14 protein-coding genes are annotated in these 14,821 nt (G+C 38.5%); 8 read left to right on the forward strand and 6 right to left on the reverse strand.

What is annotated here, in order from left to right; translation table 11 throughout:
• Together Q0976_RS18020 and chrA are read left to right on the forward strand one after the other, a co-directional pair.
• Nucleotides 1-181, forward strand: a 181-nt coding sequence (locus tag Q0976_RS18020; protein WP_299495267.1) for a hypothetical protein, incomplete at its 5' end; no start/stop codon positions are given.
• Between the two features lie 299 nt (nt 182-480).
• A complete protein-coding gene (chrA, locus tag Q0976_RS18025) occupies nt 481-1,692 on the forward strand; it encodes a chromate efflux transporter (protein WP_299495268.1) in 1,212 nt (403 codons plus the stop codon).
• A gap of 244 nt (nt 1,693-1,936) precedes the next feature.
• Here chrA and Q0976_RS18030 read toward each other — a convergent pair whose 3' ends face one another.
• The 3 genes from Q0976_RS18030 to Q0976_RS18040 all read right to left on the reverse strand — a co-directional run bounded on the left by Q0976_RS18030 (nt 1,937) and on the right by Q0976_RS18040 (nt 4,517).
• The gene (locus Q0976_RS18030; RefSeq protein ID WP_299495269.1) at nt 1,937-3,286 is read right to left on the reverse strand and encodes an NADH:flavin oxidoreductase/NADH oxidase family protein; all 1,350 of its coding nucleotides are present in this window, start codon (nt 3,284-3,286) and stop codon (nt 1,937-1,939) included.
• 169 nt (nt 3,287-3,455) lie between these two features.
• Entirely contained in the window at nt 3,456-4,055 is a 600-nt protein-coding gene (locus tag Q0976_RS18035; protein ID WP_299495270.1) for a TetR/AcrR family transcriptional regulator, read from the reverse strand.
• A 114-nt stretch (nt 4,056-4,169) separates the two neighbouring features.
• The gene (locus Q0976_RS18040; protein ID WP_299495271.1) at nt 4,170-4,517 is read right to left on the reverse strand and encodes a helix-turn-helix domain-containing protein; all 348 of its coding nucleotides are present in this window, start codon (nt 4,515-4,517) and stop codon (nt 4,170-4,172) included.
• 454 nt (nt 4,518-4,971) lie between these two features.
• Here Q0976_RS18040 and Q0976_RS18050 point away from each other — a divergent pair, with 454 nt between their 5' ends.
• The gene (locus tag Q0976_RS18050) at nt 4,972-5,259 is read left to right on the forward strand and encodes a YciI family protein (RefSeq protein WP_299495272.1); all 288 of its coding nucleotides are present in this window, start codon (nt 4,972-4,974) and stop codon (nt 5,257-5,259) included.
• A 172-nt stretch (nt 5,260-5,431) separates the two neighbouring features.
• On the opposite strand, the gene Q0976_RS18055 is transcribed toward Q0976_RS18050, so the two are convergent.
• Complete coding sequence (locus tag Q0976_RS18055; protein ID WP_299495273.1) at nt 5,432-7,402, reverse strand: transglycosylase SLT domain-containing protein; 1,971 nt, start codon at nt 7,400-7,402, stop codon at nt 5,432-5,434.
• A gap of 304 nt (nt 7,403-7,706) precedes the next feature.
• Nucleotides 7,707-9,197: a DNA recombination protein RmuC gene (gene rmuC, locus Q0976_RS18060; protein WP_299495274.1), complete on the reverse strand. Its 1,491-nt coding sequence runs from the start codon at nt 9,195-9,197 to the stop codon at nt 7,707-7,709.
• 223 nt (nt 9,198-9,420) lie between these two features.
• Here rmuC and msrP point away from each other — a divergent pair, with 223 nt between their 5' ends.
• Both msrP and msrQ read left to right on the forward strand, forming a co-directional pair.
• Nucleotides 9,421-10,443: a protein-methionine-sulfoxide reductase catalytic subunit MsrP gene (gene msrP / locus Q0976_RS18065; protein WP_299495328.1), complete on the forward strand. Its 1,023-nt coding sequence runs from the start codon at nt 9,421-9,423 to the stop codon at nt 10,441-10,443.
• Nucleotides 10,443-11,060 carry a protein-methionine-sulfoxide reductase heme-binding subunit MsrQ gene (msrQ, locus tag Q0976_RS18070; RefSeq protein WP_299495275.1) on the forward strand — a complete coding sequence of 206 codons (618 nt, stop codon included), beginning with the start codon at nt 10,443-10,445 and terminating at the stop codon, nt 11,058-11,060. Before msrP ends, msrQ begins: the two co-directional genes overlap by 1 nt.
• A gap of 354 nt (nt 11,061-11,414) precedes the next feature.
• Here the strand turns inward: msrQ and Q0976_RS18075 are convergent, their stop codons facing one another.
• Entirely contained in the window at nt 11,415-11,735 is a 321-nt protein-coding gene (locus Q0976_RS18075) for a hypothetical protein (RefSeq protein WP_299495276.1), read from the reverse strand.
• Nucleotides 11,736-11,915: 180 nt separating this feature from the next.
• Between Q0976_RS18075 and Q0976_RS18080 the strand changes: the two genes are divergently transcribed.
• The 3 genes from Q0976_RS18080 to Q0976_RS18090 are packed head-to-tail and all read left to right on the forward strand — an operon-like array spanning nt 11,916 to nt 14,803.
• Complete coding sequence (locus Q0976_RS18080; RefSeq protein ID WP_299495277.1) at nt 11,916-12,410, forward strand: putative 4-hydroxy-4-methyl-2-oxoglutarate aldolase; 495 nt, start codon at nt 11,916-11,918, stop codon at nt 12,408-12,410.
• 30 nt (nt 12,411-12,440) lie between these two features.
• Nucleotides 12,441-14,279, forward strand: a complete 1,839-nt coding sequence (locus Q0976_RS18085; protein ID WP_299495278.1) for an AsmA family protein — start codon at nt 12,441-12,443, stop codon at nt 14,277-14,279.
• Nucleotides 14,279-14,803 (forward strand): BsuPI-related putative proteinase inhibitor, encoded by a 525-nt coding sequence (locus tag Q0976_RS18090; protein WP_299495279.1) that lies wholly within the window; start codon nt 14,279-14,281, stop codon nt 14,801-14,803. Before Q0976_RS18085 ends, Q0976_RS18090 begins: the two co-directional genes overlap by 1 nt.
• Nucleotides 14,804-14,821 lie beyond the last annotated feature (18 nt).

Below are 14,821 nucleotides of genomic sequence, written 5' to 3' on the forward strand. Positions count from 1 at the left end.
GTCTCCCCATGTGAGAGTAGGTCATTTCCAGACGCCAAATAAAACGAAAGCCCTAGCAGAAATGCTAGGGCTTTTTTATTTGGCGGAAATGACACTCTCACATGGGGAAATAGGAAAAGTACATGCAGAGCATGTTTCATACCAATCTGGAAAACTAATACCAATCTGGAAAACTAACTGATCAACTTTGCCCAATCTCTTGAACACATTTACGTGATCCTTTCGCCCTCTCGCTAAACGCATTTCAAGCATGATAAACACTATCAACAATGTCTTGGTAATCTTTGAAAAACCGATTAGCGAGACAATAGTCATCAAAATTGCTGACGCATTCAATCTCATACCTGCTCAATTGCATTAAGAACAAATGAATAAATGGTATGACTTTGGATTGGTTCTGGATTTAATCGATCATACAAGTGTCATGGAATGAGACTAAAATAAGATATTCATCTCAACAAGACCAGAGACAGAAGTATTATGAGTCATGAGGCACCAATGAATAGGGGCAGTATATTCTCTGTTTTTATGACATTTTTAAAACTGGGTTTGACTTCATTTGGTGGACCTATAGCCCATTTAGGCTATTTTCGAAAAGAGTGTGTGGTAAGGCAAGGTTGGGTGAATGATAGTCAGTTCAGCCAATTATTAGCCATATGTCAATTTCTTCCTGGGCCAGCCAGTAGCCAACTCGGTTTTGCTTTAGGTCTTATTCGTGCGGGATGGCTAGGGGCAATAGTCGCGTTTATTGCTTTTACGTTACCTTCAGTATTATTGCTACTTGGTTTTGCCACAATTCTGCCATTACTGTCCAATGTGGCTGGAGAAGCGATTATTCATGGGTTGAAGTTGGTAGCGTGTGTGGTGGTAGCTGATGCGGTGTTGGATATGGCTAACAAACTGTGTCCTGATTTAAGAAGAAAAATGATTGCGGTTTTCGCTGTCGTCAGTTTGATGCTACTAAATTGGATTGGGGCTCAATTAATTGTTGTTTTTGCTGGTGCAATAGCTGGGCTGCTTTTTTGTCGAGACGGGGCTATGACATCAGAATCAATTGTTCATGTCTCTTACGGCCGTTTTATGGGGCTATTTTTATTTTCAATCTTTCTTGTTTTATTTTTGCTGCTGACCGTATTTTCTCAGTCGACAATCTTAGGGCATATTGCTGCAGTATTCTATCAAGTTGGATCGATGGTGTTTGGTGGTGGTCATATTGTCCTGCCATTACTGGAGACTGGAGTTGTGAATACGGGCTGGGTGACAGAAGCTGACTTTTTGGCAGGTTATGGTGCTTCACAAGCGATCCCTGGCCCTATGTTTGCTTTTTCGGCTTATTTAGGCGCTATTATCCCCACAGCGTATTCACCATGGTTGGTGTCTTTTATAGCATTGCTATTTATTTTTTTACCGGGTTTTTTGCTTATTTCTGCTATTTTACCTTGGTGGCAGCGCCTGTGCCATTACCCTAATATTCATTATGGCGTGCAAGGTATTAATGCTGCGGTTGTTGGGTTGCTAGTTGCTGCGTTATTTGATCCTATTTTTATCTCTGGCGTGCAAACTAAAGTGGATTTTGCCATTGTGGTAATGGGCTTTACCCTATTAAGGTTGTTAAAATGTTCGCCTCTATATGTGGTGCTGCTTTGTGTGACATTGAGTCTGGGGATCACTCATATAATGGAATTGGTATGACTGGCTTGATAGGTGAAATAGAGGTTAAAAATCTCAGCTATCAGCAGACTGGCAAGGGGAAACAGCTAAAGCTTAAAAGACCAGAGACATTGGGCTGAATAAGATAATACTGTAACATGAACTCAGAATAATGAGTGCCAGATAGAGATTTAATGATATTTAAATATGGCACTTATTTTTATTTATTTTACTTTTTGCTAAGTGCCGATATTTATCGACACTGCTTAACCCGAGTTCAGGTTGATTATATTCTGCGTTTTTTAAAGGCATAAAGTCCGGCATTGAATAAAACGCTAAAAAAGGTTTTCCATTCACTGAGTTTAGGATTGGGCGGGTTACCTTTTGCCATTTGTGCGAGTTGTTGTTCATACCAAGTAATATTGAGCATGGCTATTTTGTCAATGGTAGGGATACCAGTCGTTAATCTTTTTAAGGCTTGCTCATGGTGTATATCGGACATTAATTTATGAGGGAAGTCAGGATCGATAGCGGTTGTACGTGCAAGTCCAATAAAATCAGTTGCTCCCGTATCCAATGCTGCCTGCATGCCTTTTGCTGAGCGAAAGCCGCCTGTTAATACTAATGGTGTGTTGGTGATCCGTCTGGCTTTTTCTATATAGTCGATAAAATAGGCTTCTCGAGCGTAGGTAGACGTTTTGGCCTTATGGCCCATCATTGAAGGGCTTTCATAGGTGCCACCTGAAATTTCAATTAAATCAATTCCAGCTTCTCCGAGTGCCTGAACAACAGTCATAGAGTCTTCTTCGGTAAAGCCCCCTTTCATGAAATCAGCTGAATTGAGCTTGATACCAATGGGGAATGTTTTTCCCACTTGCTCACGAATAGCCTGATAGACCGCCAATACAAAACGCATACGATTTTCAATTGTCCCTCCCCATTTATCTTGGCGTTGATTATGTTTGGGAGAAAGGAATTGACTGACTAAATAGCCATGGGCACCATGAATTTGTATGCCACTGAAACCAGCTTGTTTTGATAATGCAGCGCTTGTCGCAAACTTTTGGATAATACTCTGGATCTCTTTGTCAGTTAATGCTCTAGGGGTATTGAAGCCTTTTTCTAAACCTTGTTCAAGTGGGATAGCTGACGGGGCTACGGGGGTGTTACAGATAAATTTGGGGATTTGTTTACCTGGATGGTTTAATTGAGTCCACAATTGAGTATGGTGATTTTGCCCTGCTTTAGCCCATGCTTTAAAAGCTGAAAGATCAGATAGTTCATCCAGTACGACATTTTTAGGCTCACCTAATGCGGCCCTGTCGATCATGATATTGCCTGTTATCGCTAAGCCTATACCACCTTGAGCCCAGCGACGATAAAGTGTGTTTAATCCCGTCGTTGGGTTATGGGTGCTATTACCCAGTTGTTCACTCATGGCAGATTTAAACAATCGATTTTGAATGACTTGTCCGCAGTTTAATGTAAAAGGTGAGTTAAGTGTGAGTGGGGCTTGAGGGGAATTTGCCTTAATTGACTTAAGGCTGTTTAGCTCATGGCTGTTTATCGGCTCATGGCTGTTTATCGGCTCATGGCTGTTTATTCGCTCATGGCTGCTCACTTGTGTATTTTGCATTTTCACTCCATTTGAATGTGTCAAATTGTTATTGTTATAAGTGTGATAAGGCGGTCTAATGATCATGACTAAAAACAATAAACATTAGACCGGTCGTCTTTTAATTGGGTGATAAACAGTCCAAGATGTTTTTCAACCCTACTTTACTCGTTTAAAAAGATATTTCAGATTAAATACTTATGATATTAAAGAGTTGCATCATGCAATCTTTCGCTTCAGTTTTGTTTTTGGATATGCGCATTCTGATTAAAGTGCCTTGCCAACTAGACCAATAGAGGTTTGCTATTTGCTCGGCATGCAGATCTTGGCGGATAGTACCTTCTTCTTGGGCTTGCTTAAAAAGCCTACTAAATAGCGTTTGGCAACGTTCAATAGATTGGTTAAGTATTCTGAGAGATAGAGGTTGATTATGATCGATATCGGCTGAAATAGTGGCAATTAAGCAGCTATGAGTATAATGGACTTCTTCAAATTTATCTAAAGTAAACAGAGTGATGACTTTAAGTTTATCGAGTGTATTAGGTTCATTTCCCCCTGTTTGAACAAACTGAGTAATTTGAGCGATGAGATCCTGACTATAAGTCTGGATCAATTCAGCGACAAAGGCATCTTTGCTGCTAAAGAAATTATAAAATGAGCCTTTAGGTACCTTCACAATATCCAATACTTGTTTAATACCGGTGCCGTGATAGCCATAGGCTGATAGTTGAGTAATTCCTGTTTGAATTAATGCGTCTCGTGTTGAGTCACTACGTCTAGGTCTGGGCATGGAATAAAGTATATGACCGATCGTCTTTTAATGGAAGTCTTATTTTTTGTACTGTTATATAGTGCACTTAAATATCAAACTGATAGAACTTTACGATATAGGAATAAGCGTCACTCATTCCTCATTCCTTGTGTCTTGCTGCCATGTCTTTGCCCAATCACGCAAAGGATCTAAGGTGTGCATTAACGAATGCCCCAAAGGGGTTAATTGATAGCCAAGGGGGGTCGATGTTAACAGTTTTGCCTGTGTAAGCTGTTTTAATCTGTCATTTAATACTGAAGGTGACATGGTATCGCATTGGGCTTGTAATGCTCTAAAGTTGAGTGCTTGCTCACGGAGTTGCCATAAGATCCTCATATTCCATTTTCGGCCCAGTAGATCAAATAACGCCATGATGGGGGTACCAGAGCGGGAACCACGAACAGGCGTATTGGGAAGTGGAGTGGTTGTTTTTGTGATCATGAGTATTTTTTGAAATATATAAAAGAGAGTGATTGTAAATATTTTAACATTTTTGCTTCGAAAAAAGTAGCATTTAGGAGAAGGGGAATGTTATGCTTCTAAAATAGTAGCAGCATTGGTTGTGAAAAAGTGCTGTATAATATTCATTTAAAAAGGAAGTGCGAGATGTTTTTAGTTAGGGGCTGTTGATCTTTCGTGGTTAAATTATGTCCGGTATAAGCGTGTTTTAATCGCGGCGGGAGAGGTGACGCCTAGTCACTCTAAGCAAGCTTCTCTCAACAAAGAGTAAAACACGCTTAGACGGATCCTACGGACAGCGTTTGTGGTGCCTTTTTACAGCGTTATCGCTCATTTATGTAGAATAACTACACCGTATAAGCTCTGCCTTGTATAAAGATCCCACAAACTGCTGCAGAAATAATCACCAAAGTTCAACAGCCCCTATTTTAACAATGTGGAAGTAATAACCCCCGAATTAAGGCAACTGCACAGAAATTATCTTGCGCTTGAGTATGAAAAAAATCACTTAATTTTTGGTGGGAGAAAAATACCTGATACTAATGGCATTTTCGGTGGGATTATTATTTCTCAGCATGAAAGTCGTGAAGCACTAGAAAGCTGTCTAGCAGAAGATCCTTTTATCAAGAGCGGCAGTGCCAGTTACACAATAACTGAATTTATACCTGTTATGGCGGCGAATGACTATCGTCATATCTTAGGCGAAGTCAACGCATTGTCATGATAATAATAACAATTCTATTATCGCTAAATGAAACTAACTGAAATATTGCCAATAAGTTGATTTTTAATGATTTATTTGGTGCTTTACACTCATTAACCTGAACTCAGGTTGGTATAGCCTATAAACACTCGTTTTTTATCGAGTGTTTATAGGGATTGAAACTGGGCTTTCGTTAATAGTGAAATTCAATTTCACGCTGAGACAGAAAATCGGGTTTTTGGCTTTGTTTTAGCTGATAGATAACCCGATAACTCAATAATGCTTGAACATATTCACGTGTTTCTTGATAGGGAATGGTTTCAATAAAACTGACAGCATCAAGTTGGCCTTGAGATTGCTTAAGCCATTTTTTGACCCTGTGAGGACCTGCATTGTAACTGGCTGCGGCAAGGATCCTATTTTGGTCAAACGTCTTTTTCAACTTGGCGTAGTAAGCGCTACCTAGTTGAATATTGAATGCTTCATCATATAAAAGCGATTGTTTATAATTCACCTTTTCAGCTTTTGCCGTTGATTTAGCAGTGCCAGGCATTAATTGCATATAGCCTTTAGCACCAGCATGGGAGGTGGCATAGGGGTTAAATGCGCTTTCTCGGCGAGCAATGGCCCTAAGTTCATTAATGTTGATTTGTTGCGTTGTCGCCGCTTTTGAAAAATGAGGGCCTGCGGCGTAGGGGAAGCGCAAATTCATATCATTCCACACTTTTGCTTTGATGCTGGTTTCTATACTTAAATTAAACCACTCATTTTCTAGTGCGAAAAGGGCATATTCTTGTTGCATCGCTTGATTGTGTCGATTGAGCAGCATTAACCATTCGCTGCGAGCATCACGGCTATTATTCATGGCCATGAGTTCAGTGACTCTCGCGAGTCCCGGATCTTGAGATAATTTAGCCCTTAATTTTGGGAGGCTTTTTGTTGATTCATGTTGTAATTGAAAAGGTTTATTTTGCTGTAATGCTGAAAGGTAGCCATAGAAGTGGCGTTGTTGGCTGAGGTTGTCGAGGAGTTTTTTTGCCGTTTTGTCCTGGGCATTATGATATTGTAATAATCGTGCCCGCCAATAGGTCCATCTAGGACTGTTCTGCTTTGCTTGACTTAATAAGCCAATATATAAACCAACTTGTTGCCAATCTTTGTCTTTAATTGCCCAACGAATACGGCGTTCCAGTAAATCATCAATGATAGGATAAGACTGAGTATGCTTGTACTGTTCAGCTAAGACTGGGAGCTGTATATCGATATGCTCTTTTAAATTATCATTCTCAACAATGAGGGCTCGCTTTATTAATGAAAGTTGTAATTTGTGTGCTTTTTGTGCGGTAAAAGCCTGCTGTGCTTGATAGCGAGAAAAAAGCCATATAGCTTGATCTGTATGGTATTTCGACAGTTTTTGTAAGCCTAAATACAGAACGTCTTCATTTAAATAATTAATATCATTTAATGGTGTATCGAGTGAAAAAAATGCCGTGATTTGACTTGGACGTCGGTAGACATCCAGCAGTTGCTGAGCTTCACTTGGGTGCTTTGTGAGCTGTTTTGCTAAATACTGCAGTAAACTGTATTGACCCGCTGAAAACGCGAGTTTCATACGAGACCAAATTAACTCTTGTGTTAATTGACCTGCTTTTTTCCAATCAGAAAACAAAGGATCGCAAGCTTCAGGGCGAGACCGGCCCCATTGCCAAAGCTCTTTAGCACCAGTGTAGGCCACTTTTTTGTGGTTTGTCGCTAACTGTGCTCTAAAAAAATAGCATTGAAGAGTGATACTGTTGGGCGTTGTAGGACTAATAACTAAAAAATCAGCCCAACGTTGCTCCATTCCCACTTGTGATAAATATCGCCCTCTAGCGCGGTTGTATAAAGGCGTGTTTTTCCATTGATTGATAATGGTTAATGCTTTTTTACCAGATAATGTGCTTAAGGTGTTTCTTTGTGATTGATAATCTAAATAAATATGAAGGGGGTAGTTTTCAAGATTAGCTCGAAGCCTTTCATAACGCTTTTTTTGATTTTTTTCTAGGGCTTTTTGAGCCGCTAAATAATTATTTTGCTCGGGGGTGAAAGATTGAGCATAGCTGGATAAACTTAGCCCAAAGGTAAAAAAGAGACTCAATAACCGAATAAAAAACAGTTGTGTCATATTTTCTCCCTGTGATGATACGCTAATGTGAAGGAGCATAGATGATTGCATCAGCAACGCTATGACATCGAGTCATGAGTACCGCGTTTATTTGATGGCCACTGATGATTGAAAGACTCGCCCTGTTTGAGGAAGCTAACACTCTCTTTTATTGCCTTGCTTATACGTATAGACTGTTGCGCCACTTTTGTCTTGTTATTTTTTAATTGGGATGGCATGAGAGTTGATCATTTAAGTGATAGACAAATATGATAAACAAAAAATAGGCTTGTTTATCATATTTCCCGTATGTTGTTAACAATGCTTAATTATGCGTGTCATTTTCAGTGCTAATAAAAGCTTGGTCGAGCAATTGTGGGGCTAATTTCTTACTGGTTGGCACGCCTAATTGCTGCATTTGGTGTGCTTGACGGATCACATTGCCTTTACCAGAAGCAAGTTTATTCATGGCTTGATGGTAAGTTTTATCCGCATTGTCTAATGCTCGGCCGAGTTTTTCCATATCTTCTAAATAGCCGCATAACTTGTCATAAATTTTACCCGCTTGTTTGGCAATATTTTGTGCATTTTGATTTTGGTATTCATAGCGCCAAATGTTGTTAATTGTGCGCAGTGCAACTAATAGGTTCGTGGGGCTGACAAGCATAATATTATGTTCAAGCGCGTAATTAATCAGGCTGGGATCATGTTCAAGTGCCAATAAGAATGCGGGCTCTAAAGGCAAGAACATTAATACATAATCTAAGCTTTTTAAACCATGTAAGGTTTGATAGTCTTTTTGACTGAGTCCTTTAATGTGCTGACGAACAGCAATAATATGTTCTTTAATCGCTTGGTTTTGAATGGTTTCATCATCACTGTTGAAATAGCGCTCATAGGCAACGAGGGTCATTTTGGCATCAATAACCACATCTTTATTATCAGGTAAGTGCACAATAACATCGGGTTTGAAGCGTTTTCCTGATTCATTTTTTAAATCTTGTTGGGTGTGATATTCATGGCCTTCTCTGAGCCCACTGTCTTGTAAAATACGCTCTAAAATTACTTCGCCCCAATTGCCCTGTTGTTTATTATCTCCCTTTAATGCTTTGGTTAAATTAACAGCATCTTGACTCATTTTAACATTGAGTTGAGAGAGAGACTCAAGTTGGTGTTTTAAGGCATTTCGTTCACTTTGTTCATGGGAATAAGACGCTTGCACTTGTGCACGAAAACCTTCCAGTTGTTGCTTAAAAGGGGCCAGTACATGATTGAGCTGAGTATCATTATTTGTTTGAAGTTTCTCACTGCGTTCTTCAAATATCTTATGGGCAAGGTTTTCAAACTGCGTTTTTAACCTATGCTCAGCATTTTCCAGTAAAGCCACTTTATCGTGTAATGCTTGCTGCTCAGCCTCAAATTTAGCCGTTAATGTTTGCTGCATGGCGTTGGCTTTAGACAAACTTAATTGCGCTTCCATTTGTTTGCGTTGAGCATCGGTGATTTGTTGCTCTAAAGTGGGTACTCTTTCACTCAATGCATGGGCTTTTCCCAGTTCAGATAAATGCCATTCCAATTTATTTTGTTGTTGTTGTAACGTATTTTCTTTCTCGTTAATTGTTTGTTGATATTGGGTGATTTCATCTTGTAAGTCGGATTGTATTTTTTCCATGTCTGCTTGCATAGTCGCACGAACGGTTTCCCATTTTCGTCGAGTCTTAATTTGATTTAATAAAGCGCCAATCAATAAAGATAATAAAGCGGTAGCAACAAATGGGACGAACGCTAACAGTGCAGACAGGGTTATAGCAGGCATAAAAATCACTCTTTATATAGATAGGGGAATAGAGTGACATGGGCAGTAATGCTCTGCAAGCCTTTGGATAGATAATTGCTGCTCTCTTGAGCACTTTATTGTTAAATATTTGCAAGTAAGATGGAAAAATAAACCTGTGCTGAACAGAGGTATGAATACTTTTATCTAATTCGTCGGTCTATTGTTATAACGGGAATAGGATCCTCATGTATTAGGAGCGATGATGTTAATTAAAAAAAAACCTTTATGGGATAAATTCAGTCACAGTGATATCACGCCTGAGTCCGTTTACTTACAAAGGCGTCAGTTAGTCAAAAAGTTGGGTTTGTTGGGAACAGGGGCGTTATTGACAACACCTGCTCAAGCAGGTTTGTGGGATTTATTCAGTAATGAAAAGTCTAATACGGCTTTTAAACAAAGCTCACTGAATTTTGAACAACAGACAGAATATAATAAGTGGATTTATGGTGAGTCAACACCTGAAGCAAAAGTCATTTCACATAATAATTTCTATGAATTTGGAACCAGTAAAACCGATCCGATTGAACATGCCCAGTCTTTTAAAGTGAACCCTTGGCAGTTACGTATAGAAGGGGAAGTTGAAAGGCCTTTGGTACTGGATTATGATACTTTATTTAGCTTATTCCCGTTACAGGAACGTATTTATAATTTTAGATGTGTTGAAGCATGGTCTATGGTCATTCCTTGGATTGGTTTTTCATTAGCAGATATTTTAAAAAAAGCAGGGGTGACAAGCAAGGCGACACATGTGGCCTTTGAGACCTTATATGATCCCAATCAAATGCCGGGGCAAAAAAATCGCTTTGTTGGAGGCGGAATTGATTATCCGTATGTGGAAGGGTTAACGTTAGCTGAAGCGATGACAGATTTAACCTTTCTTTCAGTAGGATTATATGGAAAGACACTTCCTCCACAAAATGGCGCACCGATCCGCTTGGTTGTACCTTGGAAATACGGGTTTAAAAGTATTAAATCTGTGGTACGTATCAAGGTGATGGATAGACAACCTCCAACAAGTTGGAATCGTCTTGCCCCCAGTGAGTATGGTTTTTATGCCAACGTCAATCCAAATGTGGATCATCCTCGATGGTCACAAGCTACCGAAAGACGAATTGGTCAAGGTGGATTATTTTCGGCGAAGCGAATTAACACTCTGCCTTTTAATGGCTATGGAGACATTGTAGGGCCTTTGTACAAAGGGCTTAATTTAAAGGTGAATTTTTAATGCGTCTATCAACTAAGCAAATCATGCTGATAAAGTTAATAGCGCATTTAGTGGGTATTTTGCCATTGCTGTATTTGCTTGTGGAAGTATTGAATGGTAATGCCGGAGGAGATCCTGTTCAATATATTATTCACTTTACAGGAATGGGGGCTATTAATAGCTTAATATTAACGTTACTTATTTCCCCTGCGGCAAAGTTTTTTAAATTGGGAAGTTTATTAAGGATAAGGCGGTTAGTCGGGCTGTATACATTTAGTTATGCCAGCTTACATGTATTGGCATTTTTGAGTCTCGATTTACTGTTTGAATGGTCTTTATTTGCGAGTGAGATAGTGAAAAGACCTTACATAATTGTAGGGTTAATCGCCTATATCTTATTGATGGCATTAGCGTTGACATCTTTTACTTTGATACAAAAAAAAATGCGTCATTATTGGCAACGATTGCATAATTGGGTTTATGCCGTTGCAGCTTTAGTGCCCATTCATTTTTATTGGTCTGTGAAGTCTGAAATTATTGAGCCTAGTTTGTATTTATCAGGATTATTTTTTCTTTTATGTTTGCGCTATAAAAAATTTAATATACTGAGTATAAAAAAAGCAAGAGTACCAGATTAGTTCTTTATTGTGGTTGTTCATTTTATACACGGTAATCTTTAAAAACGAGGAGTTTATTTGAGTTACCAGGATAATTAATTATCATTAACTTAATCGCCACAACATGAGAATAAAGCTTTATTCTCATGTTTGAAAGCTACAGACGAGAGAGTGTCTATAATATAAAGCCTGCTATTATAATATGTTCCAAATACCATACTCATTTTAATGATAAAGAAAATGAAGTAATCAAAATGAGCTAAGTTCTCTTGATGGGCATTCGATAAAGAAGTTCAATATACTGACGCAGAATCCCTAAAACATATTGATTTAAATAAGCTAGTTAATGTGTTTCACCAAAGTTAACAGATAATGTTAGACACTTTCTTCTTGCTGTTTCATTATCAGAACAACTTGTTCATATGACAAATTGAGTTGGCGTGATAAGTTAATTATCTTGGTTTTGTAAGTTTGAATATTTTCTTGTTGTGCAATTTGCTCTTTTTCTTCTTCTACCAATTCATTTACTGAATCTTGTAATATCTGTAGTCGACGTAAATTAAAATCTAATGAAGAAATATATTTTTTCATTTGGGCTTTATTTCTAGCTTGTTCTAAATCACTAGTTCGTTTTTTATCGTAGTTATATTGATCTAATGCCGCGATAGCATCTTCTAAATCTAAATTATTGTTCATTTGGGATCACTTAACTTTAGGTGAATGTGTGGACGAGATAAAATTTCTCTCATTATAAAGGGTATTTTTCCATTCTTAAAGCCTTTCTTATTATCTTTTTAACAAGAAACTTCTTTTGATTCTTGTTTTGCGTTTAGACAAGGCGTAATCTGTTTGAAAATACCGCGAATGGATGCCTCAATGTTAGATTTGCTCCCTGATTTATTTGATCATTATTCTGATGGGCTAACGTTATTGCCAATAAGGTTCTTTTCTTACGGAAAGAAAGTCATTTTCTATGGTGAAGTGGTCACAGTGCAATGCATTGACGATAACTCTAAAGTGAAGTCGGTATTATCGAAAAATGGAAAAGGAAAAGTGTTAGTCGTGGATGGCCAAGGTTCATCAAAGGCATTACTAGGGGATATGATTGCAAAATCAGCGCTAGAAAATGAATGGGAAGGGGTTATCGTGAATGGCAATATTAGAGATGTGATGTGTATAAGAACATTGGATCTAGGCGTTCATGCACTAGGAACGCATCCGATGAAGACACAAAAACGAGGTAAAGGCGATATTAATGTTAGTTTAGAGATTGCGGGGATCAATATTCAGCCTAAAATGTGGGTATACGCAGATGCGAATGGTGTCGCATTATCACCAAGAGCGATAGACTTATCGGTACTGACTGAATAATTTTTTGTTTTTAATTGAATGGAACCTCTAATGAAAGTAATAAAATGGCTTGTTATTGCGTTATTTATTTTGTGTGTTGCTTTTGCAGCTTATATTAGTTTATTTTTCAATCCAAATGACTTTAAACCCCAAATCATCGAGTTTGTAAAAGAAAAAACCGGACGTCAGTTGAGCATTAAGGATGATTTAACTTGGACGTTTTTTCCTCATATGGGCATAAAGTTAGGTGGGATTAGTCTTTCTAACCCACAGGGATTTGAATACCCACAGATGTTACAAGTTCGCGAAGCTGTTGCAGATGTTGAGCTGTTACCTTTATTGCAAAAGGCCGTTATTGTCCAACAACTAAAACTGGATGGTTTGACTTTTATTCTAGAAACCCAAGCCGATGGGCATTCAGGTTTAGATGGATTAACCAGTACAAATGAAGCGCAGTCGGGAAGTACCGATACATCGTCAAAGGCCGATATGGCGGCGAATATATCGCGGTTAGAGATTGGTGGTATTGCCATCACAAATAGCCAAGTATTAATGGTTAATCAGCAAACAAACAGCGAACAAGTTTTTTCATTGAATGAATTGACCTTAGGTCGTTTCCAATTAGGTGAATTTGCGACCATTGATTATGAATTGACTGCAAAACTCCCTGATATGGTATTAAAAAGTGAAGGTCAAGGGGCTGTAAGACTTGATAAGCAGATGCAAAATGTGAAAGTGAAAGATCTGGAAATTAAGAATGAGATAAAGACAATAGGCAGTGATAAGCCCGCTTTTCCACTTGAGTTGATACTGCAAGTGGCTGTCGATTTAAAAAACAAGTCATTAAGCTTAGGAATGAATGATATTGCTGCCATGGATTTACATGGCTCGGCCAATATTGATGCTAATTATGGTAAAAAAATACCAGATTTGGCGATTAAATTAGACTTTGATGAACTGAATGTCGATACCTTATCTGCTGCGATGTCAGCCGACACGAAAAATGCATCTAAACAGTCAAAAGAAGCTCCTAAAGAACAGTTAAAAGAGCCTGATTTATCTGCTTTAAAGAAAGTGAATGTTAATGCCGAAGTGACTATCAAGTCAGTGAAGATGAATAATCTTAAATCGACTAATTGGAATATGAAGGCCCAATTACAAAATGGGATCTTGAATATGCGCTCTTTAACTGCTGATCTGTATAAAGGCCAGTTAGTGGCGAGCGCAAGCTTAGATGCCCAACAAGCAATACCGCGTTATTCTTTTAAGAAAAGCATTACAGGTGTTGAAATTAGACCATTGCTTCAAGATGCGGCGGATGTGGGATTATTAGCGGGATTAACAAATTTAAGCATTGAAGGGAAAGGCTCAAGCTTTATCCCTGATAATATTAAGCAGAATTTGATTGCATCTGGAAAATTTGAAGTCGTCGATGGTGCACTTTATGGTATTAATATCCCTCAAATGTTACGACAAGCTCAGGCTAAGCTCACTGGGGCTAATGTGACTGCCGGCAATGAAGAGAAAAAAACTGATTTTACTCGTTTAACAGGGAGCTTTAATATTGCTAAAGGGGTGGTGAGTAATGATGATTTAATCATGGCATCACCTTTAATTCGTATTAATGGACAAGGTAGTGTGAATATTGTGACACAGGCTTTGGATTATCAATTGTTGACTAAAGTGGTTGGTTCATTAGAAGGGCAAGGGGGCCAAGGAAGCAATACCTTAAAGGGGATTGATATCCCTCTTAAAATTACAGGTACTGTTAGTGCGCCTAAATTTGCATTAGACACCGATGCTTTGTTAAAAGGAAAGGTGAAACAGGAAGCCGACAAACTAGAAAAAAAATTAAAAGATAAATTGTTGGATAAACTAGGAGGACTGTAATGACAAAAAAGGCTTGGGTATTATTATGCTCATTATCCATGTTTGGATGTGCGCCAAGTATCAGTGATCCCATTTCTCAAGGAGGAGTGAGTGTGAGTAAACCCGATATGAAGGATAAATTGGCTTCGGAAAAGCAAGCGACTTTACTGACAGGGAAGCTGATCCTACCTGCTCATATTGAGAAAGATCAATCTTTAGTTGTTGTATTAGAGGTGACGAATCCTCAATCTTATGGAGTGCCGTTGCTTTTTTCTTCAGGTAAAAGAGGGGATTTATACCTTTATAATGATAAAGGACAAAAAATTTGGACATGGTCAGAACAGATGATGTTCACTCAAGCATTAAGAGAAACGGTATTGGCTTCAGGGAAGAGTATGAAGGTGACATTTGACATACCAATGAAACTGATGAAGACCTTGTGGGGTAATGATTACACTTTGCAAGCTGTTTTTGCCGGTAAGGCTACGGAGTCGAAAAAGAAAGTGATGGGTAAAGTAAGCCAAAAAGTATCTTTTAAAGGCTGAATACTGCTGAGTCATTTA

The organism is uncultured Shewanella sp., from assembly GCF_947501665.1.
In the GTDB taxonomy this organism is placed as follows: Bacteria; Pseudomonadota; Gammaproteobacteria; order Enterobacterales; family Shewanellaceae; genus Shewanella.

Excerpts from the sequence above, each read along its gene's own strand:
- Q0976_RS18055 (WP_299495273.1), bottom strand. The coding sequence starts at position 7,402 with ATGACACAACTGTTTTTTATTCGGTTATTGAGTCTCTTTTTTACCTTT.
- Q0976_RS18035 (WP_299495270.1), bottom strand. The coding sequence starts at position 4,055 with ATGCCCAGACCTAGACGTAGTGACTCAACACGAGACGCATTAATTCAA.
- Q0976_RS18085 (WP_299495278.1), top strand. The coding sequence starts at position 12,441 with ATGAAAGTAATAAAATGGCTTGTTATTGCGTTATTTATTTTGTGTGTT.
- Q0976_RS18075 (WP_299495276.1), bottom strand. The coding sequence starts at position 11,735 with ATGAACAATAATTTAGATTTAGAAGATGCTATCGCGGCATTAGATCAA.
- Q0976_RS18030 (WP_299495269.1), bottom strand. The coding sequence starts at position 3,286 with ATGCAAAATACACAAGTGAGCAGCCATGAGCGAATAAACAGCCATGAG.
- msrQ (WP_299495275.1), top strand. The coding sequence starts at position 10,443 with ATGCGTCTATCAACTAAGCAAATCATGCTGATAAAGTTAATAGCGCAT.
- Q0976_RS18040 (WP_299495271.1), bottom strand. The coding sequence starts at position 4,517 with ATGATCACAAAAACAACCACTCCACTTCCCAATACGCCTGTTCGTGGT.
- msrP (WP_299495328.1), top strand. The coding sequence starts at position 9,421 with ATGTTAATTAAAAAAAAACCTTTATGGGATAAATTCAGTCACAGTGAT.
- Q0976_RS18090 (WP_299495279.1), top strand. The coding sequence starts at position 14,279 with ATGACAAAAAAGGCTTGGGTATTATTATGCTCATTATCCATGTTTGGA.
- chrA (WP_299495268.1), top strand. The coding sequence starts at position 481 with ATGAGTCATGAGGCACCAATGAATAGGGGCAGTATATTCTCTGTTTTT.
- rmuC (WP_299495274.1), bottom strand. The coding sequence starts at position 9,197 with ATGCCTGCTATAACCCTGTCTGCACTGTTAGCGTTCGTCCCATTTGTT.
- Q0976_RS18080 (WP_299495277.1), top strand. The coding sequence starts at position 11,916 with ATGTTAGATTTGCTCCCTGATTTATTTGATCATTATTCTGATGGGCTA.